The 24,671-nt window shown below is 40.5% G+C and carries 25 protein-coding genes and 1 tRNA gene; 18 read left to right on the forward strand and 8 right to left on the reverse strand.

The annotated features are described in order from the left end of the window. Positions 1–103: 103 nt before the first annotated feature. The 4 genes from ROSEINA2194_RS08815 to ROSEINA2194_RS08830 all read left to right on the forward strand — a co-directional run bounded on the left by ROSEINA2194_RS08815 (position 104) and on the right by ROSEINA2194_RS08830 (position 4,650). On the forward strand, positions 104–1,102 hold the full coding sequence (locus ROSEINA2194_RS08815) for a helix-turn-helix domain-containing protein (RefSeq protein ID WP_044927549.1): 999 nt from the start codon (positions 104–106) through the stop codon (positions 1,100–1,102). Between the two features lie 87 nt (positions 1,103–1,189). After that, positions 1,190–1,723 (forward strand): helix-turn-helix domain-containing protein, encoded by a 534-nt coding sequence (locus ROSEINA2194_RS08820; protein ID WP_049887991.1) that lies wholly within the window; start codon positions 1,190–1,192, stop codon positions 1,721–1,723. 99 nt (positions 1,724–1,822) lie between these two features. Further along, entirely contained in the window at positions 1,823–3,394 is a 1,572-nt protein-coding gene (locus ROSEINA2194_RS08825) for an AAA family ATPase (protein WP_007885864.1), read from the forward strand. Between the two features lie 68 nt (positions 3,395–3,462). After that, on the forward strand, positions 3,463–4,650 hold the full coding sequence (locus tag ROSEINA2194_RS08830) for an MFS transporter (protein ID WP_007885866.1): 1,188 nt from the start codon (positions 3,463–3,465) through the stop codon (positions 4,648–4,650). Between the two features lie 34 nt (positions 4,651–4,684). Here ROSEINA2194_RS08830 and ROSEINA2194_RS21060 read toward each other — a convergent pair whose 3' ends face one another. After that, positions 4,685–4,837 carry a hypothetical protein gene (locus tag ROSEINA2194_RS21060; protein ID WP_007885871.1) on the reverse strand — a complete coding sequence of 51 codons (153 nt, stop codon included), beginning with the start codon at positions 4,835–4,837 and terminating at the stop codon, positions 4,685–4,687. A gap of 206 nt (positions 4,838–5,043) precedes the next feature. Continuing rightward, positions 5,044–6,150, reverse strand: coding sequence for a pectinesterase family protein (locus ROSEINA2194_RS08840; RefSeq protein ID WP_007885875.1), 1,107 nt, complete (start codon positions 6,148–6,150; stop codon positions 5,044–5,046). A gap of 160 nt (positions 6,151–6,310) precedes the next feature. Here ROSEINA2194_RS08840 and ROSEINA2194_RS08845 point away from each other — a divergent pair, with 160 nt between their 5' ends. Beyond that, entirely contained in the window at positions 6,311–8,428 is a 2,118-nt protein-coding gene (locus tag ROSEINA2194_RS08845) for a glycogen debranching protein (protein ID WP_007885876.1), read from the forward strand. A gap of 6 nt (positions 8,429–8,434) precedes the next feature. Here the strand turns inward: ROSEINA2194_RS08845 and ROSEINA2194_RS08850 are convergent, their stop codons facing one another. From ROSEINA2194_RS08850 to ROSEINA2194_RS08865, 4 genes are all read right to left on the reverse strand, one after another. Then, positions 8,435–8,788 (reverse strand): helix-turn-helix domain-containing protein, encoded by a 354-nt coding sequence (locus tag ROSEINA2194_RS08850; RefSeq protein WP_007885877.1) that lies wholly within the window; start codon positions 8,786–8,788, stop codon positions 8,435–8,437. A gap of 114 nt (positions 8,789–8,902) precedes the next feature. After that, entirely contained in the window at positions 8,903–9,634 is a 732-nt protein-coding gene (gene ymfI / locus ROSEINA2194_RS08855) for an elongation factor P 5-aminopentanone reductase (RefSeq protein ID WP_007885878.1), read from the reverse strand. Beyond that, positions 9,631–9,948 carry a BlaI/MecI/CopY family transcriptional regulator gene (locus tag ROSEINA2194_RS08860; protein ID WP_007885880.1) on the reverse strand — a complete coding sequence of 106 codons (318 nt, stop codon included), beginning with the start codon at positions 9,946–9,948 and terminating at the stop codon, positions 9,631–9,633. The genes ymfI and ROSEINA2194_RS08860 overlap by 4 nt, the downstream gene beginning before the upstream one ends. Before the next feature lie 184 nt (positions 9,949–10,132). Next, positions 10,133–10,206 (reverse strand) — tRNA-Pro (locus ROSEINA2194_RS08865). A 193-nt stretch (positions 10,207–10,399) separates the two neighbouring features. Here ROSEINA2194_RS08865 and pyrF point away from each other — a divergent pair. From pyrF to ROSEINA2194_RS08925, 13 genes are all read left to right on the forward strand, one after another. After that, on the forward strand, positions 10,400–11,098 hold the full coding sequence (gene pyrF / locus ROSEINA2194_RS08870; RefSeq protein ID WP_007885882.1) for an orotidine-5'-phosphate decarboxylase: 699 nt from the start codon (positions 10,400–10,402) through the stop codon (positions 11,096–11,098). Positions 11,099–11,240: 142 nt separating this feature from the next. Beyond that, positions 11,241–12,020, forward strand: a complete 780-nt coding sequence (locus ROSEINA2194_RS08875; protein WP_007885884.1) for a TraX family protein — start codon at positions 11,241–11,243, stop codon at positions 12,018–12,020. Between the two features lie 54 nt (positions 12,021–12,074). Continuing rightward, a complete protein-coding gene (locus tag ROSEINA2194_RS08880; protein ID WP_007885886.1) occupies positions 12,075–13,631 on the forward strand; it encodes a hypothetical protein in 1,557 nt (518 codons plus the stop codon). Positions 13,632–13,688: 57 nt separating this feature from the next. Further along, entirely contained in the window at positions 13,689–13,844 is a 156-nt protein-coding gene (locus ROSEINA2194_RS23540; protein ID WP_007885887.1) for a TraX family protein, read from the forward strand. A gap of 147 nt (positions 13,845–13,991) precedes the next feature. Next, positions 13,992–15,110: an LCP family protein gene (locus ROSEINA2194_RS08885; protein WP_044927532.1), complete on the forward strand. Its 1,119-nt coding sequence runs from the start codon at positions 13,992–13,994 to the stop codon at positions 15,108–15,110. A 419-nt stretch (positions 15,111–15,529) separates the two neighbouring features. Continuing rightward, the gene (locus ROSEINA2194_RS08890) at positions 15,530–16,438 is read left to right on the forward strand and encodes a DMT family transporter (RefSeq protein WP_007885895.1); all 909 of its coding nucleotides are present in this window, start codon (positions 15,530–15,532) and stop codon (positions 16,436–16,438) included. A 197-nt stretch (positions 16,439–16,635) separates the two neighbouring features. Then, on the forward strand, positions 16,636–17,577 hold the full coding sequence (locus tag ROSEINA2194_RS08895; protein WP_007885897.1) for a magnesium transporter CorA family protein: 942 nt from the start codon (positions 16,636–16,638) through the stop codon (positions 17,575–17,577). Positions 17,578–17,732: 155 nt separating this feature from the next. Beyond that, positions 17,733–18,470, forward strand: coding sequence for a LytR/AlgR family response regulator transcription factor (locus ROSEINA2194_RS08900; protein WP_007885899.1), 738 nt, complete (start codon positions 17,733–17,735; stop codon positions 18,468–18,470). A 179-nt stretch (positions 18,471–18,649) separates the two neighbouring features. After that, positions 18,650–19,756 carry a GHKL domain-containing protein gene (locus tag ROSEINA2194_RS08905; protein WP_172727080.1) on the forward strand — a complete coding sequence of 369 codons (1,107 nt, stop codon included), beginning with the start codon at positions 18,650–18,652 and terminating at the stop codon, positions 19,754–19,756. Between the two features lie 91 nt (positions 19,757–19,847). Further along, complete coding sequence (locus ROSEINA2194_RS08910; protein WP_044927533.1) at positions 19,848–20,315, forward strand: hypothetical protein; 468 nt, start codon at positions 19,848–19,850, stop codon at positions 20,313–20,315. A 148-nt stretch (positions 20,316–20,463) separates the two neighbouring features. Continuing rightward, on the forward strand, positions 20,464–20,655 hold the full coding sequence (locus tag ROSEINA2194_RS08915; RefSeq protein WP_007885909.1) for an accessory gene regulator B family protein: 192 nt from the start codon (positions 20,464–20,466) through the stop codon (positions 20,653–20,655). Between the two features lie 324 nt (positions 20,656–20,979). Beyond that, entirely contained in the window at positions 20,980–21,690 is a 711-nt protein-coding gene (locus ROSEINA2194_RS08920) for a hypothetical protein (RefSeq protein ID WP_007885912.1), read from the forward strand. Positions 21,691–21,711: 21 nt separating this feature from the next. Next, complete coding sequence (locus ROSEINA2194_RS08925; RefSeq protein WP_007885914.1) at positions 21,712–22,191, forward strand: hypothetical protein; 480 nt, start codon at positions 21,712–21,714, stop codon at positions 22,189–22,191. A 122-nt stretch (positions 22,192–22,313) separates the two neighbouring features. Here the strand turns inward: ROSEINA2194_RS08925 and ROSEINA2194_RS08930 are convergent, their stop codons facing one another. Together ROSEINA2194_RS08930 and ROSEINA2194_RS08935 are read right to left on the reverse strand one after the other, a co-directional pair. Further along, positions 22,314–23,171: a class I SAM-dependent methyltransferase gene (locus ROSEINA2194_RS08930; protein WP_007885916.1), complete on the reverse strand. Its 858-nt coding sequence runs from the start codon at positions 23,169–23,171 to the stop codon at positions 22,314–22,316. Between the two features lie 56 nt (positions 23,172–23,227). After that, a complete protein-coding gene (locus ROSEINA2194_RS08935) occupies positions 23,228–24,667 on the reverse strand; it encodes a TrkH family potassium uptake protein (protein WP_007885918.1) in 1,440 nt (479 codons plus the stop codon). Positions 24,668–24,671: the final 4 nt, after the last annotated feature.

Raw genomic sequence — 24,671 nt, forward strand, 5'->3', positions numbered from 1 at the left:
ATCTTGGCACAACACAGAGAAATTTTTCGAGGACACGAAAAAGAGAACTGAAAGCGAAAAGCAATTGTCCGGAAAAAGAAAAGACGAAAAAATGGAGGAAGTTATGATTTTAGCAGACAAAATTATCAACCTGAGGAAAAAGAACGGATGGTCACAGGAGGAGCTTGCAGAAAAACTCGGAGTGACGCGCCAGTCGATTTCAAAATACGAAGGTGCGCAGTCTATCCCTGATCTGGATAAGATTTTAAAACTCAGCGAGATTTTTGGAGTGACCACAGATTACCTGATCAAAGATGAACTGGAAGAGGAAGAATACGCGTCGTCACAGATGCAGGAAAATGAAAGCGAGAGCGACAGGAGCGTACATAAAGTTACAATGGAAATGGCAAATGAATATTTGCAGATCATTGACTGGACGGCAGGAAAAACAGCCTTTGCTACGATGCTATGCATTTTATCTCCAATTGTCTTATTAATGCTTGGAGCAATGAGTGAGCTGCCAGATTATCATATCAGTGAAAATGCAGCGGCTGGAATAGGAATCTGTGTTTTGATCGTTTTAATTGCAATTGCGGTAACAATTTTTATTCTTTGCGGTATGAAAACAAAGAAATATGAATTTATGGAAAAGGAAGACATAGAGACTGCCTATGGAGTAAGCGGCATGGTGAAGGAAAAAAGAGATGCTTATCACAGTATGTATGTGACCCAGCTTGTCATCGGAATTGCATGCTGCATATGCTCTGTGATTCCTTTATTTGGAACACTTGCGGTATCTGAAAGTGATTTTTATATGGTTTCAGCGGTATGTATGCTTCTAGCACTTGTTGCAATCGGAACCTATTTTATTGTGCGAAGTGCTGCCAAAATGAATGCGATGAACCAGCTTCTGGAGGAAGAAGACTACACAAGGCAGAAAAAACATGAAAATAGAAAGATGTCTGGCCCGGTAACTGTTTACTGGCTGATCGCCACAGCCATTTATCTTGCATGGAGCTTTACAACTAATGACTGGGACAGAACATGGATCATCTGGCCGGTTGTCGGTGTATTATTCCCGGCGTTTTATGCGATCGTGAATGGGATCAGGAAGAAATCGTAAAGAATATTGTGAAAAATCATTGACCTTATAGTAACTACACCCTTTATAATGAACCAAAAATCAGAGAGAAAAGGCAGGGGGGCAATTATGAAAAACATCAAAGAGGCAGAAGCAGAGAGCGGAATTAACAAACAGAACATCCGCTATTATGAAAAAATGGGTTTGATTCATCCAGACAGAAATACGATAAACGGATATCGGAAATATTCAGAGGAAGATATCAGACGGCTGAAATTCATTTATCTGTTCCGAAAACTGGATATGCCTTTAGAAGAAATACGAAATCTGCTGGACGGAGCAATTGATCTGCCGACAGCGCTTGCACAGCAGAAAGACAGATTAAAAGCGGAGCAGGAGAGGATACAGGGAGCAATTTTATTTTGTGAGGGGATTCAAGAGAGAAAACTGGAAGAGTTAGACATAGATAATTGCCTGCAGAAAATGGAGGCAGAAGCGAAGCGTGGCAGTCTTTTTGCAAACATTCTTTATGACTATAAAAGAGTGATAAAAGGTGAATCTATTCGTGTCTGTTCTGGGTTGTTGGAGTTATCTATATGCTTATTTATGCGAAAAAGAAATTTTAAAAGCTCTTTTGTATTTCTTACAAAAGCGTTACAATAAACATAATAAGCAACGAAAATATGACAGGCAATGCCGGGCAGGCAGTGACGGGGAACATATAGTGAACGTCAGCCGATAATAGAAAAGCAGGAGGACTTCATGGGAAATTATCTGAATCCGGGAAATGACATGTTCTATAAGATGGTTCATTCCGAGATCTATGTGGATAAAACAGGTTTGATCGGGTATTGTAACCATGTGATCAACACAATGCAGAGATACATCTGTGTCAGCAGACCGAGACGTTTTGGAAAATCAATGGCAGCTAACATGTTGTCCGCATATTATAGCAGAGAATGTGATTCGGAAAAACTGTTTGAAGGATTGGAAATTTCAAAAGAGAGCGGATTTAAAAAGCATTTAAATCAGTACGATACTATTTTTTTGAATATGCAGGAATTCTTAAGCAGAACCGGTGATGTTGACAAGCTGATCGACCGGATCAAAAAGCTGGTGATCCGGGAACTGAAAGCAGAGCATCCAGATGTGGATTATTTTGACGATACAGACCTTGTGGAATCCATGCAGGATATTTACAGAGAGAAGAAGATTCCGTTCGTAGTGATTATTGATGAATGGGACTGTATTTTCAGGGAATACAAGCAGGACAAGGAAGCGCAGGAGAAATACCTTGATTTTCTGAGAGATCTGCTAAAAGATAAAGGATACATTCACCTTGCGTATATGACAGGAATTCTGCCAATCAAAAAGTATGGGACGCATTCTGCGTTAAATATGTTTGATGAATTTTCCATGATCAGTCCCGGACCACTTGCATCTTATGTGGGATTCACGGAAACAGAAGTAGAAGCATTGTGCAGACAATATAAAGCAGACATGTCAGAGGTGAAAAGCTGGTATGATGGTTATTCCTTTGAAAAAGAGAAATCCATTTACAGTCCGAGATCGGTTGTGAACTGTATGCGTTTTGAAAAAATAGAAAATTACTGGAATCAGACAGAAACATTTGAAGCGTTACAGTTTTACATTGATATGAACTTTGACGGACTGAAAGATGATGTATTAAGCATGATCGCCGGGGAAAAAGTACCGGTGAATACGGGCAGTTTTACAAACGATATGACGACTTTCCGCACCGAGGATGATGTCCTGACACTGTTGATCCATCTAGGCTATTTGGGGTATGACTCGAATGAAAAATGTGTGTTTATTCCAAATAATGAAATAAGAAGTGAGTATGTGAATGCGGTGTCTGTGTCTGACTGGGGAGAAGTATCACAGGCACTGAAAAATTCCGCAGACATATTGAATGCCATCTGGCAGAGAAGACCGGAACAGGTTGCAGAAGGAATCAGACAGGCTCATTTTGAGACGTCACATATTCAGTATAATGACGAAAATGCATTAAGCTATACAATCTCGCTGGCATTATACGCTGCAAGAAATTTTTATACTGTGCATCGTGAACTGGCAGGGGGAAAAGGATTCGCAGATATGGTATATATTCCAAGAAAAAAATACCCGGAGAAACCGGCACTTGTGGTCGAATTGAAATGGGATAAGAGCGCAGCCGGAGCAATCAGCCAGATCAAAGGGAAAGAATATTGTGAAAGTCTGGAAGAATATCAGGGAAATCTATTGCTTGTCGGGATTAATTATGATGTGAAGACAAAGAAGCATTCCTGTGTGATTGAGGAATTCGTAAAATAGGCTGATTTAAAAAAACGTGTATAATAAAAGTTACATTACGAAACAACAAAGGAGAAGAATGAACCACCATGTTCGATTTCTTAAAAGACACCAATAAAAGAAAACTGTTCATTTTTAACTATTGTGTATTTATGATCAACGGATTGCTGACATTGTCAGTTGGATCGCTGCTTCCGTTCATCCGCTCTGAGAGAGGTATAGGCTACGGATTTGCGGGTCTGATCGTCAGCCTGCATTCTGTGGGGAATCTGGTTGCCTGTTTTGTGGCTGGTGCACTTCCAGCAGTGATCGGAAAGAAAAAGAATATCCTCTTTTTTGATCTGTTTTTTGCGCTATCCTATCTGTTTATTATATTTGGAAAAAATCCATTCTGGCTTGCAGCAGCATTCTTTCTCACGGGGATTGCCAGAGGGGCAAGCAGCAATTTCTGCAATACGGAGATCAACAGTCTGGCACCCGGAAAAGCATGGATCATCAATGGGTTACACGCAATGTTTTCCGTAGGTGCATTCGCATTTCCAATCTTTTTGACGATACTGACCGCAAATAATGTGGACAATTGGATCATTGCCTGTTATGTCATGGTTGGAATGGGAATCCTGTCCTGGATCTTATATTTGCGGATGCCAATTGAGAATGACAAAGTGGAAAAAGTTGAAAAAGGCAAGGGCGGACTTGGATTTTTTGTAGAGCCGATTTTTTATCTGTGTACAGGAACTTTATTTTTCTATCTGTGCGCAGAGCAGGGCGTTATTGGCTGGCTGATCACTTATTTTGAAGATACCGGGCTTTTGAGCGCCTCCCTGTCACAGCTTATGGCGAGCGTGCTTTGGATTATGATCCTGGCAGGAAGACTTCTCACGGCGACACTGTCAACGAAGATCAAAAAAGAGAATCTTCTGGTCATTATGGGACTTGGCATTGTCTTTTTCTACTTCCTTCTGATCAATAGTACGACAACATTCTGGATTGTGGCAGGAATTATGGGATTCGGATTCAGCATGGCTGGAATTTATCCGACAACCGTTTCGTTTTCCGGTGGAATCATTGAAAAGTTCCCGATGGCGTGGAGCTACATTCTCACGATCGCAAGTCTCGGATCGATCATCATGCCGTCCATTATTGGAAAAATTGCGGATAAAAAGGGAATTGGACCGGGAATGGCGTCGGTAGCAGTTGTTGTGCTGATTGATCTGGTTTCTATTATCGGACTGGTCATTTATTGCAAGAAAAAAGGAGAGAAAGTGTCCCTTTAAAGGGATACTTTCTCTCCTTTTTGGAAAGATACCATTAAAACATAATTTTTCCTTTGTGTTTTAATAATCTTGCACCGTTTACGATCAAAAGGATTCCGGAAACAATTCCGCCAACAAGAACGCAGATCCCGATTGCAAGATTTGCAGCACCTGTGGAACTCATTGTTTTATAAATCTTTTCTTCCATGTATGATACCCTCCTCAAGTTATTGACAAGTATAGTTCTTTTTCATCTGCATTTGTGATTGCTGGTAACACACCAGTGAAATATTAACTTTATATTACCATTTTTCTGAAAAGAAAACAATGATAATCTGCAAGCTGTTCCAAAGCTCTCCACATCTGTGGTTACTGGAACGAGGCACGAGCGAACTGTAACCATCTGTGAGAACGTCATGGATTCCAGTAATCTGCCCCGGAAAGCACATTCTCTTTGGAAAAATGTTCTGCCTGTACGGCATCTAATTCACAGACATATTCTGCCCGGTGTGGATAAGGTATGCATCTGCCGTCAATACAGTGGATATCATCGTTTAGGGAACGGTTATTGGATGTTGTGTCTGCGCTGGATGCGGGGTAATTTCTATATTCTGCGTACAAAACCGTATTTCGTGCATCCTCTTTCTTCCAGTCATGAAAACCGCATTCATGAATATGATTTCCCAATGCACATTCAAGAAAAACGGTTTTAGCATAATTGCGCCATGGTCTTCCGAGATAGACAGAATTAGGCGGGCAGTCCTTTGAGATAAGTTTACAGTTGGAAAATACATATCCGTATTCCTGACTTTCCGGTGTGGAGGCGGCAGTAATGTAGCCCTGAATGTCATTTACATTCGTAGTATGACACAGGGATTCTATCACGCAGTTTTCAAAATAAGCAGTGGCACTTCCAAAAATAAAATCAATGTCGCCACAAATATAACAGTTCTTATAATATTGTCTGCCGTTGATCCTTGGGGCAAATTGTTTTGGACCGATAAAACCGTCAGGCTCGATCTCTTTTGGCGGAAGCGGTCCGGTGAAAAGGGTATCCTGATGTCCAATCAGACGGCAGGAATCAATCACAAGCCGGTCACCATCGGCATAGAGCGCGATTGCCTGTCCGTGTGTGAGAGAATCGCCCGATGCATTTTCAATTGTGAGATTTTGCAGTGTGACGTCATGCGTATCAATGAAAACAGAGTAGGAGCGGAAAGTTCCGAGTTTTCCAATATCAGCCATGGGAGCAAGGGCGTAATCATCATAAGTCAGGACGACATCTTTATTTGACTTGCCAGTGCCGAGGATCGTCAGATATGGTTTATTGATAGTTATTTTTTCATGGTAAATGCCGGGTGCAAGATAAATGCAGGCCGGTTCATTAAGATCCATCGGAATGGCATCAAGTGCCGCGCTGATGGTCGGATAGACAGAAGAGTCTGCGGGGGTTCTGGATACATATAAAGTGCGCATTGAAAATAATGGTTGGTTCATTCCATGTGTTTTATGGAAAACCATGCTCCTTTTTGACTATTTTAAATATAATGTAGTATACAAAAATTGTAAAATCAAGTATTTCGAGTATAATAAGAATATAATTAAAAGCGATGCATGCTGTGAAGCATGCAGAGTGTCAGAATGCGTTACCATAGAGCAGAAGAAAATGAGGTGAAAACAGATGAACTTTGATCATAAACCACACAGGGGTGATAAACTTCAGCCATTGGATGAGATTTCAGGATATAAAGTACGGCCTGGATTTTATGACAGGAATGGTGCGGCGCAGGCGGCAAATGGAGTCAGTTTTACCATCCATTCCATGGGGGCGACCGGATGTACACTGTTATTGTTCCGCCCGAAAGAACAGGAGCCATTTGCAAAAATACGTTATCCGGAAACTTACTGTATTGGAAGCACATATTCCATGCTGGTATTTGGGTTAAATATCGAAGAGTTTGAATATGCGTTCCAGCTGGATGGACCATATGATGAAAAAAAAGGACTGCGGTTTCATAAAGACAACATCCTGCTTGACCCATACGCCCGGGCAGTGACAGGGCAGAGACACTGGGGAGAGCGCCCGGAAGGTGGAAAAGACTTTGTATACCATGCCCGGGTAGTGGAAAATAATTTTGATTGGGAAAAGAGCTGTTTTCTGAATCATCCGTTTGAAGATCTGGTCATTTATGAAATGCATGTGCGTGGTTTCACAAGAGATGCATCTTCCGGCGTGAAAGCACCTGGTACTTTTGAGGGCTTGAGGGAAAAAATCCCTTATCTGAAAGATCTCGGAATCAATGCAGTGGAACTGATGCCGGTTTTTGAGTTTGATGAGATGGAAGACACCCGTGTGGTGGACGGAGAACGTCTGTATAATTACTGGGGATACAACACGGTCTGTTTTTTTGCGCCCAACACAAGTTATACTTCAGTGGTGGAACACAACCATGAGGGTGATGAGTTAAAGAATCTGATCTATGAACTGAAAGAAAATGGAATAGAGGTTATTTTGGACGTTGTATTTAACCATACAGCGGAGGGAAATGAGAAGGGACCATGTTTTTCCTTCAAAGGAATTGACAATAATATCTACTATATGCTGACACCGGATGGATATTACTACAACTTTAGTGGATGTGGAAATGTCATGAACTGTAACCATCCGATCGTGCGTAAATTTATCATTGACTGTCTGAGATACTGGGTCATCAATTATAGGGTGGATGGATTCCGGTTTGACCTTGCATCTATTTTAAGCAGAGACCAGAATGGGGCACCGATGGAAAATCCACCTATTTTACAGGGACTTGCTTGCGATCCGATTCTCGCAAAAGCAAAGCTGATCGCCGAGGCATGGGATGCCGGTGGTTTATATCAGGTGGGCAGTTTCCCATCCTGGAGCCGTTGGGCAGAGTGGAATGGAAGATACCGTGATGACATGCGCCGCTTCTTAAAGGGCGATGGTGGGATGGCTGGAACCGCGATCACGCGAATTACCGGATCACGAGACTTGTACGATCCGGCACATCGAGGAATCAGTGCATCCGTGAATTTCCTGACGTGCCACGATGGATTTACCTTATATGATCTGTATTCCTATAATATGAAGCACAACGAGAAAAACGGCTGGGGAAATACAGACGGTGATAACAATGGAAACAGTTGGAACTGTGGGGCGGAAGGTGCAACAGACGATCCGGAAATCGAAGGGTTGCGCCGCCGTATGGTAAAAAATGCATTCGCAACATTGATGTGCAGCCGCGGACCGGCGATGTTTTTTGCAGGAGATGAATTCTGCAATACACAGTTTGGAAATAACAACTCTTACTGTCAGGATAATATCACATCATGGCTGGATTGGAACCGTCTGGAAGAATACAAAGAAATCCACGATTTCTTCCGCTATATGATCCGCCTGCGGAAAGATAATGCGATCCTGCGTAAGACTACAAAACCGGCGGCATGTAAACTGCCGGAGATCAGTATCCACAATGGTTTCCCATGGAATGGCGGTACAGATAATAACAGCCGGCTGATCGGTATTATGTATGCAGGAAGAGATGAGAATGATATCCGTGATGATATTGTGTTCTATTGTATGAATGCATATTGGGAAACACTGATTATGCAGCTTCCGGAGCTTCCAATGGGCATGCAGTGGAAAGTCTGTGTCAACACATTCCTTCCATATGAAGATGGAAAAAATGTGGAAGAACAGACAGAGTTTTATTATAAAAAATCATTAAAAGTTCCGCCGAGAACAGTCATTATTCTGACTGCAGAGGAAAGTCAGTAAACAGAATCAGGATCTGGTGGAATTGTCGGGATTATTTTTAAGCAGCTGGCTGATAAGGTCGGCTGCGATTTTTTTGTCAGAAGGACGCAGATGACGATAATTATCAAAAACCACCGCTTCCTCTTTGTTGTGAATTCCGTTTCCTATCTGAAGTAGTGCTGACCGGTCTGTAATATAGTTGACAGAAACCTGCAGATAGTCAGCAATTTCGCGTATCACATCATCCGGAACATGAAGATATTTTCCATGCAGATAGCCATTTAGTGTGGTTGGGGAAATGGCGAGATCCTGTGCCATTTTTCGCTGTGTGATTCCGTTTTCCTCCATTAATAAGAGTACACGTTCTTCTTGAATTTTCATTAGTGAGAGCTCCTTTTCGTTAAATTAAAAGGATTTTAGCTCACTTGACTGGTAAATATTGGAAAGTACCGATTTTCTGAATTTATTCTTAAAATCTAAGAAAAAAGACGATGGCTAAATCCAGCCACCGTCTAATGTTATGATTTGACCTGTCAGATATTCATTTCCTTCGGCAAGCGTCAGAACAAGGGAGGCAACCTCCTCCGGCATTCCGAATCTTCCGGCTGGAATTTCATCTGTTAATGTAGCACGTTCTTCTTCGGAAAAGCATGCATTCATCTGTGTGTCGATGCAGCCGCATGCAATGGCGTTTACCTGGATATTGCTTGGTGCAAGTTCCTTGGCAAGACCTCTGGTAAAAGAATTCATTCCTCCCTTGCAGGCGGAATAGGCTACTTCACAGGATGCTCCAACATTTCCCCAGACAGAGGAAATATTAATGATTTTTCCGGATTTTCTGGAAAGCATATGAGGAATCGCCAGTTTACAGGTGGAAAATACGGAAGTGAGATTCACACCCAGAATATGATTCCATTCATCGATCGTCATGTCAGTTAGCAGACCGACATAAGAGATCCCGGCATTGTTGACTAACACATCGACACCGTGAAAACGCTGCTCAATATGTGAAAAAAGCTGTGTCACATATTCGAAATCAGAGATGTCACCAATACTTGCAAGGACATCTACGGAATAGTCTCTTTCCAGATCGTTTTTTAAATGTAAAAGTTCTGTTTCACTTTTGGAGCAGGTGATGACAAGGTTATAACCTGCTTTTGCAAAAGCAACAGCGATTGCACGTCCGATACCACGTGACGCACCGGTAATTAGAACTGTTTTTTTCATGCCATTATATCTTTCTTCATAGCTTCCTTATCGTTATCATAGAACTTGGTCAACAGGGCGAGAAGCTTCATTTTGCGGTATTCCTCTTTGCTCACAAGTGGTTGATAGTAAGAGTAACGTCCTTTCTGATAAGAAGCCAGAAAGCCTTTTTTCTTAGCTCTTGCAAGAAAAGTAGATACTGTCTGTGGTTTCCAGGCAGTATGATAGCGCTCGTTTGTCTGAGTCATGACTGCTGCTAAATCTAATTCAGCCTCATTGTTCCAGATAATTGTCATTATCATTTCTTCGCAGGCTGACAATTCTATATTCTTCATAGTGTCATCTCCTTTTTCGCTTGTCCGATTATTATAGCATATTGCCAGCAGCAAAACAGCCGGAAATTGCTTTTATATTATGAATTTTTTGTTAAATTTTATGTTTGTAGTATGTTTGGGTGAAATTTTGTGTGAAAGTAATAAAAAAAGGATATCGATGTGATATCAATATCCTCTCAGTCAGTCGGAATGACGTGATTCGAACACGCGACCTCTTCGTCCCGAACGAAGCGCTCTACCAAGCTGAGCCACATTCCGATATATTCGGTTGTACGTCCAAAACCGTACTTCGTTATATTAGCATAATTAAATGCAATTGTCTAGAAAAAAATGAATGTTTTTGCGGGTAATTATGTTTACAATTAAATTTGGATGTAGTATTCTTTGATGAGGTGATACATAACGGTCACTGTAAAAAGAATAAATACAGAGAATAGAAAAAGGAGAACTTATGGGAAGAGATGTCATTATTGCCTGTGATTTTAACAGCAAAGAAGAAGTAGTGAGCTTTTTAAGCAAATTTCAGGATGAAAAGCCATTTGTAAAGATCGGAATGGAACTTTTTTATGCAGAAGGACCTGAGATCGTCAGAACAATTAAGAAGATGGGACATAAGATTTTCCTTGATCTGAAATTACATGATATTCCAAATACAGTCAAAAAATCCATGGCAGTATTATCAAACCTTGATGTTGATATGTGCAACGTTCATGCGGCAGGAACCAAAGCAATGATGTCTGCAGCGATTGAGGGACTGACAAGAGCAGACGGAACAAGACCTCTGCTGATCGCTGTGACACAGCTTACCTCCACAAGCGAGGAAGTGATGCAGGAAGAATTGTGGATTGACAAACCGATTGACAAAACAGTTATGCATTATGCAAAAAATACAATGGAAGCAGGGTTAGACGGTGTGGTATGCTCTCCATTAGAGGCAGGAAAAGTACACGAAGTATGTGGAGAAAAATTCCTTACCATTACACCGGGCGTGCGTTTTGCAGACGGAGATGTAGGAGATCAGAAGCGTGTGACAACACCTGCAAAAGCAAAAGAGCTTGGCTCTGATTTTATCGTAGTCGGCAGACCGATCACACAGGCAGATGATCCGGTAGCAGCATACAGAAGATGTGTTGCCGAGTTTGTTGGCTAGTATACGGAGACATTTATAGTTTACACAGCTAGGTGTAGCAGGAATATGTCAGTGCAATGGTAAAAACAAAAATTGTCGTGCCCGGTAACGCACGACAATTTTTACTTTATGCAGTTTTTGTAAGTTAAGAAAGAGGGAAACAATGGAAAACAAAAAAGGAATCAGCGGAAGCACCTTAAAAATGATCGCGATCGTGACAATGGTGATCGATCATATTGGTGCAGCAGTATTGGCAAGATTTTTAATGGTAAATGGTTTGGGTGAACTTGACCAGACAAATGCAGATGCAATTATGCTGTGGCTTTCAGCAAATGGAGCACTGTATTGGACGTACACGGTCATGCGAATGATCGGACGTGTGGCGTTCCCAATCTTTTGCTTCTTGCTGGTGGAGGGATTTTTGCATACACATGATGTGAAAAAATATGCGATGCGGCTTGGGCTGTTTGCATTGATCTCAGAGATACCGTTCGATCTGGCATTCAGCAGCAAAATACTCGAATTCAATTATCAGAATGTCTTTTTTACACTATTCATTGGTTTGCTGACGATGATCGCTTACCGTGCAGTGGAAGAAAAAGAAGAGTGGAATCAGGCGTTGAAGGTGATCTTGTATATCCTGATCATGGCAGCAGGAATGGCACTGGCGTATTTTTTAAAGACCGATTATGCCGAAAAAGGTGTATTCTGTATCATGGTCTTATACATTTTCCGCAAGAAAAAAATGTGGCAGCTCATCGCAGGATGTGCATCATTCATCTGGGAGACACCGGCGCTGTTCGGTTTTATCCCGATCGCATTTTATAACGGAACCCGCGGCTGGAAGATGAAATATTTCTTCTATATTTTCTATCCGGCACACTTATTGATTTTATATCTGCTTTGCTATTTCATGGGAATCAGCGGATATTCAGCGGTTTAGCTCTTGATAGAAAATGAAATACAAGCTTGACATAATACAAAAGGGGCAGGAATCGTGAATATATATGACACAAATGAATCAGTCGAATTGTACGACAACCGCGGAATTGAAATGGCAAGAAAATGCATACGCAGGGCAAAGAGAGAGTATGCGCTCAGATATCTGATTTTACTGTTATTATTTGCGCTTGGTATGGTGGATAAAATACTGTTTCCACAGATAGAAATAAAGCTTTCAAGCTACATTCTTCTTTATGTTATATGCATGTTTTCTATGATGGGGTTTCGCATTTTCCATAATGGAATTGTTGCAAAGCGGATGAAGGATTTTACGCTGCAGGAAAAGCACGATTATAATCTGGTCATCTATCGCGAAAATCATAATAAAAAATTTTTCTTAAAGAGTATAACCCTGCTGACAATGGCCAAGCAGGACATCCTGATGGAAAAACCGTTGGCTGCAAAACAGGCACTTTCCCAGATTGCGGTAGAAAGTCTGGAAAAAAATGTGTTGAAGACCTATTATTTTCTGCTTGCAGCAGCATCATTTCGTGCGAGGGAGGACAGCTGGCAGATCGAACTGGAGCATTGCGCTGCGGTGCCTTCTAAGACCGTTAAGCTGTCGGATGATGAATTACAGGAGATTTTCAGAAGCGGGGATCAGACCAGGCTGATGGACACTGTAAAAACGTGGGAGATTATGGCAGAACAGGACACAAAAACAGAGCCATATCTGAATCTTTGGTTTGGAATATTGATGGCTGCAACTGCCGTCGGTTATGGAATCTGGACATTTGTTGTGGGAAGTTCAGATTGTTATTATAATTTTATGCTTATTGGGGCAACGCTGCTTTTAGTGGGCTTGTGGATTTTAGTCAGTGTAAGGATTGTTTATCTTCTGAGACGTTCCCAAAATAAGGGGAAGGGACTAGGAAAAAAGAAGGGAATAAGATTTTTAACTATTTTTATCCTCGTGCTGATGTGGTGCTTTATTGTAGGATTGAGTCTTGTGATTTTTGTGGGTGCAGGAAGTGATATACATACACAATGGGAAGCAATGAAGACGGGGAAGCAGCAGGAAAGCCAGGATGAAACATATCATAATGGCACAGAGATTTCCACAGAAGCTGACATAAAAAATCAGGAAACTGAAAACACAGAGACGGCATCAGAAATAATAGAAGATACGGAACTTAAACCGGATCAGAGCAATATAGTGAAATCTGGACCGATCACAGACAGTGAGTATGCGTCTTTCCAGATCACAGCAGATGCATCTTCGGTGGAAGGCTTTGATGTGTTTGATGATTATGCTGAGACAATGGAAAAGAATTTCATTGGCACATGGTATTGTCCGAGCTGGGGCATGGCGTTCCGTATTCAGGAAGACGGTGCTTATATTTATACATTAGAATCTGAAAATATAGGATTTTGTAATCAGGAACCATATGTATGGGAACTGACAGACCGCTCCCAACAGGGGTTATGCCCAAGACTCAGCTTTTATTATGATGATAGCAAGGCTGGAGATATGTTTACATGCTATGTAGCAGGCTGTACAGATGATTATTTCTGGTGTAATCTGCAGGAAATGGTTTGGTACAGGCAATAGGTGTAATTTTGTGGATGAATTGAGAGTAAAAAGGAGGGCAGCATTTCCACTTCCGAAATGCTGCCCATATATTTTAACCCTGTGGATACGGGAGAAAACGGAACCCGCGGCTGGAAGATGAAATATTTCTTCTATATTTTCTACCCGGCACACTTATTGATTTTATATCTGCTTTGCTATTTCATGGGAATCAGCGGATATTCTGCGGTTTAAAATGTGGAATGCTTAAAAGTTTTATAAGAAATTATGCGGCAGATTATTAAGAATGATTAAGAAAAGCTTGATTGAATCACTGGCTCTCTTTTTGTAACATAAATTTAAAGTACTGAATGATTACAAAAAGAAAGCCGGGGATGAAAAATGAGTCAGAGAGAAAACGTAAATCCGAGAAGGGAACAGGATCACAGAAAAAACAGCAGAAGATATCAGAAAAGAGCGGCAGCGAGAAGGCGGCGCAACACGATTTTTATCGTGGAGATCGTGTTATTGCTTATTCTTGCGGTAGTTCTTTTTTTTATGTCAAAATTAAGCAAAATTGAGAAAACAAAGCTGGATATGGACAAGATTGAGGTCAATGAGGATATTTCGCAGGAATCCCAGAAAATTATGAAGGGTTACCAGACCATTGCGATGTTTGGTCTGGACAATCGCTCCAATGGAAATTTGTCGCAGGGGCGGAGCGATGTCATTATGCTTGCCAATATTAATAATGATACAAAAGAGGTAAAATTGGTTTCTGTCTACCGCGACACTTATTTGGATACCGGAGATGGAATTTTCCAGAAATGCAATGCCGCCTACGCTAAGGGTGGACCGGAGCAGGCGATATCCATGCTAAATGTAAACCTTGATTTAAACATTACAGATTATGTGACAGTCGACTTCAACTCGATCATCGAATGCGTCGATTTACTTGGCGGTGTGGACATGGAGATCACAGATGATGAGGCGTCTCTCATGACCGGATATATCCGGGAGTTAAACGAATTGACCGGAAATAAGGCCGAGAATCTTACGCAGGGAGGCACATATACTTTAAACGGTGTGCAGGCATGTGCATATGCGAGAATCCGATATGGAGGCGGTGATGATTACCGCAGAACAGAGCGTCAGCGTACGGTTTTGACCGCGATGGTGAAAAAAGCACAGCAGTCCGATCTTACAACCGTAAATAAGCTCATCAATGAGGTATGTGGTGATATCCAGACCAGTTTTTCAAATGTAGAACTGTTAGCGCTTGCGTCACAGGTTTTCCAATATTCCATTGGAGACACCACAGGATTTCCATTTACCAAGACAACTAAGGTTTTGAGCAAAAAAACAGGTGATGTCGTGATACCGTGTGATCTGAGCGACAATGTAAAAGAACTGCATATCTTTTTGTATGAGGACAGTGCTTACACCGCTTCTGATACCGTGAAACAGAACAGTGAAAAAATCGTGTCAGATACCGGATTTAAATCCGGCGACGGACATTAAAAAGGAGGGCAGCATTTCGAACTTTACGAAATGCTGCCCATATATATTTTAACCCTGTAGACATTGGAAAAAATAATGTCCACAGGAATTGTATTTAGACGGAACTGTTCCAACCCCAAACTGCTTTGAAACCGGCAGCTCCTTTTGATGATTTTATATTAAAGGAAATTTGTGACAGAAATTTGACTGGAAAGTGAAGAATCTCTTAAGCAGTTCTAAGATATTTATAAACTGGGCATCCGTTTTTTCATAACAAATCTGTGGAAATGCTTGCACAAATTGCCCGAAAATGGTAACTTATTTTTGAAGATTAAGCAGGGTGGCTTTATAAGCCGCCCTATTCTGTTATAGAAAACAGGGAGACAAAATCCTCTGCTCCTGTAAGGACAGTCGCATTTGCTCCGCAAACAAGGAGGATTATGAATAAGTTTATCTTACGTCAATCATTATTATTACTTTTAACTGCGACCATCTGGGGCGTGGCATTTGTTGCACAGAGGGTTGGCATGGATTATGTTGGCCCGTTTACGTTTAATGTGATGCGAAGCATCATTGGAGGTGTGGTACTGCTTCCATGCATTGCCCTTTTGGGAAAGATAAATGGAAAAGGCAACACGGAAGCTGCAAAAAAAATGGATGGCAAAGAGCGGAAGACACTTTTCATTGGCGGTATTGCCTGCGGTGTGCTTCTCTGTATTGCAAGTAATCTGCAGCAGTTTGGGATCATGTATACATCTGTCGGAAAAGCAGGATTTATCACAGCAATGTATATTGTGGTTGTTCCGGTACTTGGGATTTTTTTGAGAAAAAAAGTGAGCGGTAAAGTCTGGTGTGGCGTAGGGATCGCAGTAGCCGGATTATATCTTTTATGCATGAAAGAGAGTGGATTTTCTGTTCAGAAAGGCGATTTTCTGTTGATGCTTTGCGCACTGGTATTTTCCTTACACATTTTAGTCATTGATTATTTTTCCCCAAAAGCGGATGGAGTGAAATTGTCCTGTATCCAATTTTTTACCTGTGGAATCCTGTCTGGTGTAGGGATGGTTCTCACGGAAAAACCACAACTGACGAGTATTCTTGCTGCATGGATGCCAATCCTATACGCAGGTGTCATGTCCTGCGGCGTTGCATATACCCTGCAGATCATCGGGCAGAAAGGAATGAATCCGACGGTTGCATCGTTAATTTTGAGCCTGGAATCAGTGGTTTCAGTAATTGCAGGATTCCTTATCCTGCATCAGACGCTTTCTCTCAGGGAACTGATCGGCTGTGTATTAATGTTTGCTGCGATCATTCTGGTACAGCTTCCTGATCGGGCAAAAAAATAATGAATATATTCAAGAGTAAACTGGCATTTACATCAGGAGATGTTTCGCCGGAGTATATTTACATATGAAAAAAATGACGTGGCGTGATAAAAAAATGTGTGTTATGATAAAGTATATGTAAAACGTATACGAGAGAGCTGTGAAAAGACACATTTGGGAAAAAGTAACGTGGCTGGACATAGGAACAGGTGACAATTATGATGACTTATTATAGGACGGACGATCAGGTCATACATGAAGAAGAAAAATTAAGTGATGGTGTATGGGTGCAGATGATCAACCCAACACATGATGAGTGTGAGGAAATTGCTGAGAAATTAATGGTAGATATTGATGACGTGAAGGCTGCACTCGACGTTGAAGAAAGTTCCCGTATTGAACTGCAGGATGGATATACGCTGATACTGGTGGATATCCCGGCCATCGAGATACGTCATGATCAGAGAACATACACGACAATTCCGCTTGGTATCATCCTGACGCAGGATATCATTGTCACAATTTGCACGGAGGATACACCGGTATTGCAGAACTTTGTGCGGAGCCGTGTGAAAGAATTCAGCACAAAGAAGAAGTTGCGTTTTGTATATCAGATCCTATACCGGACGGCAGCGATTTATCAGGCAAATCTCCGGATCATCGATAAAAGACGTACTGAGATAGAAGAACGTGTTGGAAGCGATACAGACGATTCCGATCTGATCAACCTGCACGAACTGGAATCTACATTAGTCTACTTTGCGACGTCGCTCCGGGCAAATGGGGTTGTGCTTGACCGGCTGACGCGCTATAAACGGTTGGAGCAGTACCCGGAAGATAAGGAACTTCTGGATGATGTGATAGTGGAGAACCGTCAGGCGATTGAAATGACAACCATCTACCGAGATATCATCAACGGAACCAGAGAGCTGATGTCTTCGCTGTTAGATAACCGGCTGAATAATGTTATGAAATATCTGACCTCTATTACAATTGTAATGGCGATTCCAACCGTCATTTCCGGTATCTACGGAATGAACGTGAACGAGAACTGGATGCCGTTTGCAAATACACCGCATGGATTTTTGATCATTTGTATTATTACATTGCTGATCTGTGTTATTACGATGTTGTTTTTGCGGAAAAAGAAGATGTTGTGATAGGGAAAGACAGAAATTTTTGAGATAAAAGGTATATGTTGTTTTGAGATAAATTCTGAAAATAACATATGCCTTTTTACGTGAAATATCATGGACAAGGTTATTAGAGGATGTTAGTATGATTTATAATTATGACGGGATTAGGAAATTAGGGAATGTTTGACGAAGATAAAAGATATAAAATTGTAATTTGTGATGATGATGAGACGTTTATAGATTTATTAAGTGAAAAAATAGAACAGGACTTTGTTCAGAGAAAGATAGTATGTCTTATAGAAAAATATAGTGACAGCAGAAAGCTGTTAGATAATATCGGGGCAGAAACTCAGTTGTATTTTTTGGATATTGATATGCCTGAAATCAATGGAATGGAGATTGCAGATAAAATATTAACAAAGAATCCACATTCCGAAATTATTTTTATCAGTAATCATGAAGAAATGGTTTTTGAGTCTTTCCGTTATACTCCACTTCGATTTATAAGAAAAGAAAAAATGAATCAGGAATTACAGGAAGCCATTTCGGCATTTCTGGACAAAAAAGAAAAGGAAAGCAGAATATTAGAGATTACAACAAGAGAGGGGAAATGTTGTATAGCAGTTGATGATATTATATTTTTAGAGAGCAGACAGCATTACTTGAAGATTTGTTGTGAAAACGAAAATTTCGAATTAAGAGGCAGGATTTCTGATTATGAAACAATGCTGGAAAAATATGGTTTTGTACGTGTTAATATTGGATTCATTATTAATTGTAAATACATTAAAATCTTAAAGACCAAGAAAATAATTTTATGTAATGGCATGGAAATAAACATCGGAAGCAATAGACACGATAAAGTGCGGCACGCATATATGGAATATGTCCGGGAGAAAAATAAATGGAAGTTGTAAGTATGGCTGCAGAGATATATGCAAGTGCAGCGGGAACAATTGCACAGATCTGGATTCTTTCAGAGTTATTTCCAAGAAAACAGTCTGTAAAAAAAGTGTATATAGTGGGATGGATTTTATTAAATTTCTGCATCGCGCATTTTGTGTTGTTGCCGAATATATGGCAGTCGCTGCTTGGCATGGGTGTGATGCTATTGATGTCGTGTATCATGCTTGAGGGAAAGACAGAACAAAAGATGTTAGTTATCATTGCCTGCAATGTTTTTATGATTCTGGTAAGTATGTTGAGAGGGAGAATAACCTTTTTCTTGTCAGGGAAATCAATCAATGAGATTAGTATTCAGGGATCGGAGAGTCTGGCAAGAGTATTAGGAATCGTACTTACGAATACATTATATTTGTTAACGGCCTATATTTTAACGTGTTTTTTTCATGATAAAATAAAACTGAAAAAAGAAGAATATATCATTATAATAATTTATTATATTATTTTCCTTATAGTGGTTTTATTATCAATAGCTATGTCACGAAATGTGGACTTTTCGCTTATATGGCAGAAAACATTTTTGATTTTAGACATGTTGATGTTTATTGCCAATATTATAGTTTTAAAAATGATATTTCATATAAATCAGCAAAATCACTATGAAATGGAAAATGCATTGCTGTATATGCAGATAACGCAGCAGGAGAAAAGAATCAGGGAAGAGGAAAAAAACTATCGGGAAGTTCAATTATTGCGTCATGATCTGAAAAGATATTTGGTTACATATCGTCAGTTGCTTCAGGAGGGAAAATATGAGGTTATAGAAGCTGACATTGATAAAATACTGGGGAAAAGGTTAAATACAAATCATTGTGTTTATACAGAAAATACAATACTGAATGCTGTAATTTGTGAGAAGATGGAACAATGTTCCATTAAAAATATTAAAATAGAGGTGCAGGTAAATGCAGACAAAGATATGGATTCTATAGAATATGGAGTTGTGTTATCGAATTTACTGGACAATGCGATTGAGGCGGAGGAACAGGAAAAAGAAGAAAATAGATATATCTGTTTGAATATTGGAGTGGAACAGAATATGATTCATTTGGTAGTGGGCAACTATATCTCAGAATCGGTTCTGCAAAATAACGCTTTGCTAGAAACATCTAAGAAAAATAAGCAGTTGCACGGAATAGGTTTAAGAGGTGTTAAAGAGTTTGTAAAAAATAAGAAAGGTGAGATAGAGATATTTGAAGAAAATCATATGTTTGTAGTGCATATTTGTGCGTGCGTATAAAGTATGCCTAAAATGGGAAAAGTATGCCAGATATATTATGAAATAAATAAAATGTGGCTATTTTAGTAGTAAAGAGGAGATGAGGGCAATAATGAATTCGAAAAAGGGCAAAAAAGTACATCTGGAAATAATTTTATTTTTTATAGTAAGCATTTACTGCTTATTGGCACCTAATAGGGAAACATGCATGGATGACACCTGGATATCGAGCATAGTAGGACTGAGTGGTTCTGTGAAATTATTTTCGGTAAAATTATTTTTGTTGGCACCATTATGGTGGGGAATTTTATGTTACATATTGTTAAGGCTTGCAAATCCTTATTTAAAGGAACATGGCGTAAAACTGCAAATAAATAATAGGATATATAAAGCATTGATAAAAATATTTACAATTGCATTTTTAATTGCATTAATATATTGGTCATGCGGATTTACCTTGTATGTAGTGTTTCCGCCTATGCCGTTTTTGGTTGGTTACTATATTATGAACCATCGTATTATTTTAGGAATTAGCTGGTGTATTGAGGCAATTCTTATTTATGTTTCGTTTGAAACTTGACAGTTATCTGTACAAAAGTGTTTATGAAAAATTATAATGGTAAATATTTGTGCGTGCGTATAAAGTATGCCTAAAATGGGCAAAGTACGCCAGATGTATTGTGAAATAAATAAAATGTGGCTATTTTAGTAGTAAGGAAAGAGGTTCGATGAGAAAGATTACTACTAGAATAGTCCATTTTTTTATTGAAAGTAAAGTTATCAATGAAACAGATCGAGAGATTTATGAATATGGCTTGGAAATATTGAGTGAAAATGTAATGTTAACAGTCTTTCTTTTACTATTTGGAGTTGCGATTGGGAGAGGCATAGAAACAGGCATTTTTTTGTTCTCGTTTTAATGGATGAAATGATGTTGGAGGTACAGGTATGGCTTAATAAAACTTACAATGTAGGTGTCGTGGAGGATAGAAATACCGGTCAGTGAACAGCTTGTAGAGACAACGCAGGCAGGAATTGGTATTGATAAATGTATATGGTTTCAATAAGAGGAACAGCAACAGGTCCTACGTTTTTTACTACATATGAAAATCCAGTTGAACCAGACATTTCACAGGAATTTACTGTTTTCAAAAATATATATAATTCAGGTTTATCAATGTTTTATAACTGGTTGATGAGATAGTGCTATTAGTAAACATACTTAATTGAGAAGGAGAATATGTATGAAAAACAAAATTAAAATGGATTTAGCGTTATTAATGTTCGCAACTGTAATTCCAAATACTGCGTTTGCACAGGATTCAAGTAATCAAGTTCCAAGCGAACAGGTTGAATTTGCAGATATTTATATCGGAGACGAATTGATTACAGTTCCGGTTGTGATCGAGTCTGAAATTGCTTGCAAAACAGCACGAAGTGGTGTACAATATGAAGATACAATAGAGAGTGCAACTTATTATATCCCGGTAACTGAAGAAGGGAAAGCATATAATGAAGAATATGTAAGCGGTGCGAGAGCAAGAGGAACAGCGACAGATACTTACTTAGATCCGAGAAAATATCTGACAGCAACGAGTATTATCCGATATACAATGTCTTCAAATGATGAGTATGTTTTGATTAACAATGTTGCAATTACGAAAAACAGAAATCCAGAATCATCTTCTACTGGTGGATATTTATATGGGATTGGAACACCGACGGCTAGAATTGTGTGTGTTGGTCTTGCAAAAAATAACAGGGGATATGAGCAGGTAGTAGATTCCCAGAGTGTTCCATGGGGAACAACAGGAGTGAGCACTCCATCATGGTGGACTCCTGTAATGTGTGGCAGTTATTCGGATCAGTATAGGGGGCTTGTACAATATAGCTTTAATTTGATTTACAGTGATGGCACAGTCAGCTGTGCGTTTACGCATGGTCTGGCAAAATAAAGTAAAAAAGGAGGAGGCACCATGGCAACAAACAAATCATTAAGCAGAAGAACGATTTTCCTGTTAGCGGCGGCAATTTTGTATCTGATGATTCCACAGAATGCTACAATGCCTATGCCGGAGGAAGCGGTATTCCCATTTTCATTGTTGTCGTTGTCGCAAATAGCAAGAGTGTTTGCTTTCAGACAATGGATTGCCATGGATTTGATTCTTTTTACAGCAGTGCTGGTCATCATGCAGCTGATCCGTGGAAAGCATGAAGGAGGAATGTTTCTTAGAAATAAAACTGCAAGAATCATTTGCATGGCAGCATTCTTAGTAGTATTTCTTCCACTTGCATACATAACGATACCAACCGTATTCATTCTGGGCAAACCAGCCTTTATGAGCATGGATGCCTGGGTATTCATGTTCGGTAAACAGGGCGGCGCGAACCAGTACATTCTTCATCTCTGGTGGGCAGCATCAGCGGTACTGCTGGACATGGGAATTGCGAAATAAATTTATAAAAATAACCCGCATGGAATCAGAACATATTCTGTTTGAAATTCCATGTGGGTTGTGTTATTTTACGCAATTTGAACATAAGTTGGGAACGTTGTTGTTGGGAGAATGGGATGGGTTTACCGTTCAAATCGTCCACTTGCCCCGCAAGGAAGCACAAGTCCATTGGATGACACCGGAAGCCCGAGCTCATCTGCTTTTATCGTTCCGTGATATTTTTTCAACACCGTGTTCATCATATAGCTTAACACCGCCGGCTGTAATCCGGTTGTATAGGAGTTGATCAGGAAAAACAAAGGTTCATCGGACAACAACTGTCCACACAACTGTACCAGTGGATAAATCGCATCCTCAATCTTCCAGATTTCCCCTTTCGGACCCCTGCCGTAGGAAGGCGGATCCATAATAATTGCATCATAGTGATTTCCACGACGGATTTCACGTTCTACAAACTTTACACAGTCGTCCACGATCCAGCGGATCGGAGCGTCCTTGAGACCGGAGGAGACAGCGTTTTCTTTTGCCCATGTCACCATACCTTTTGAGGCGTCCACATGTGTGACAGAAGCTCCGGCTGCGGCAGCAGCGAGGGTCGCACCGCCGGTGTAGGCAAAAAGGTTTAATACTTTGACCGGTCTGCCGGCTTTTTTGATCTTTTCTGAAAACCAGTCCCAGTTGGCAGCCTGTTCCGGGAAAAGACCTGTATGTTTGAAACTAAAAGGCTTTAAGTTAAAAGTCAGGCTTCCGTAATGGATTTGCCACTGCTCCGGCAGATCGAAAAATTCCCATTCTCCGCCACCTTTGGCGCTTCTGTGATAATGTCCGTTCATTTTACGCCAGCCTTTTTCTGTTTTTGGCGTGTCCCAGATCACCTGGGGATCCGGGCGGACCAGAAGATATTTCCCCCAGCGTTCTAACTTTTCACCTTTGGAACAGTCAATGACTTCATAATCTTTCCAATTTTCTGCAATCCACATATTTTAAATTACCTTTCTATAAGTTCGTATAATATAAACTTCAATTGTTTACATAATTATTTCCTGCGCCACAGCGATGGCATGAACAGAATTAGCAGTGGGTACAATTCCAGACGGCCGGCTAACATGTCGAACATCAGCACAAACTTGGAAAAATCGGAATACATACCGAAATTCCTTGTAGGACCTACACCGTCAAGACCGGGACCGATATTATTTAAAGTAGAAGCAACTGCTGTAAAATTCGTCGTCAGGTTGAAATTATCCACACTGATCAAAAGGGTGGAAACCAGCAGGATGAAAAAATAAATTGCCAGATACACATTCGTAGAGCGCAGTGTATTGTGGTCGATTGGTTTTCCATCCATACGGATTACCTTGACCTCTCTCGGATGTATCACGAGAGAAAGCTGCTTCGGGATTGCTTTGCATAAAATCAGCAATCGCGAGATTTTAAAACCGCCACCGGTACTTCCTGCACAGGCTCCGATAAACATGAGCAGCACCAATATCATCTTGGATGTCTCCGGCCACAGATCAAAGTCTGTAGTCGCATATCCACAGGTTGTGATAATGGAACCCACCTGAAAAAATGCATGGCGGAATGCCTCGCCAAGTGAGCCGTACAAACTTCGGATATTAAGTGCGATAAAAGTACCCGCACCCAGAATGATGCCAAAATATACCCGGATTTCTTCCACTTTAAAAATTTCTTTCAACTGCTTTGTCATAATGTAAAAATAAGCGACATAATTGACACCGCTTAAAATCATAAAGACGGTGATAATATTTTGCAACACAGGGCTATATCCTGCAATGCTGTCATTGTGGATACCAAATCCACCCGTTCCAACCGTACCAAATGTCAGCGTCAGGGAGTCGAACATCGGCATACCGAAAATACATAATAAAACAATTTCAATGATCGTAATGACCAAATAAATACGATACAGAATTTTTGCAGTGTCCTTCACATGTGGTACTAATCTGCTAACGGAAGGTCCCGGGCTTTCAGCTTTCATCAGGTTGATCGTCGAACCGCCCATCAGAGGGAGAAAGGACATGATGAATACTAAAACCCCCATGCCGCCAACCCAGTGGGTAAAGCTTCGCCACATCAGACTTGTGTGTGTGAGTGCCTCCACGTTCGAGAGAATACTTGCGCCGGTCGTGGTAAAACCGGAGATCGTCTCAAACAGGGCGTCCACATAAGATGGGATCTCACCAGTGATCACAAACGGAATGGCACCGAAAATACTTAAAACGATCCAGCTTAATGCAACGGCAACAAACCCCTCGCGGTTAAATATCTGCGGATGCTTTACTTTTTTTAACGTGATCAGGCATCCGAGGACAAAACAGATGATCCCTATAATAAGGTAAGAATACGCTTCGTTTTCGTGATAGATCATTCCGGTCAGAAACGGAAGCAGCATAAAAATACCTTCGAATTTCAAAACCTGTCCAAGAATATAGCCTATTGTTGAATACTTCATAGCA

This window comes from Roseburia inulinivorans DSM 16841 (genome assembly GCF_000174195.1).
Classification (GTDB): domain Bacteria; phylum Bacillota; class Clostridia; order Lachnospirales; family Lachnospiraceae; genus Roseburia; species Roseburia inulinivorans.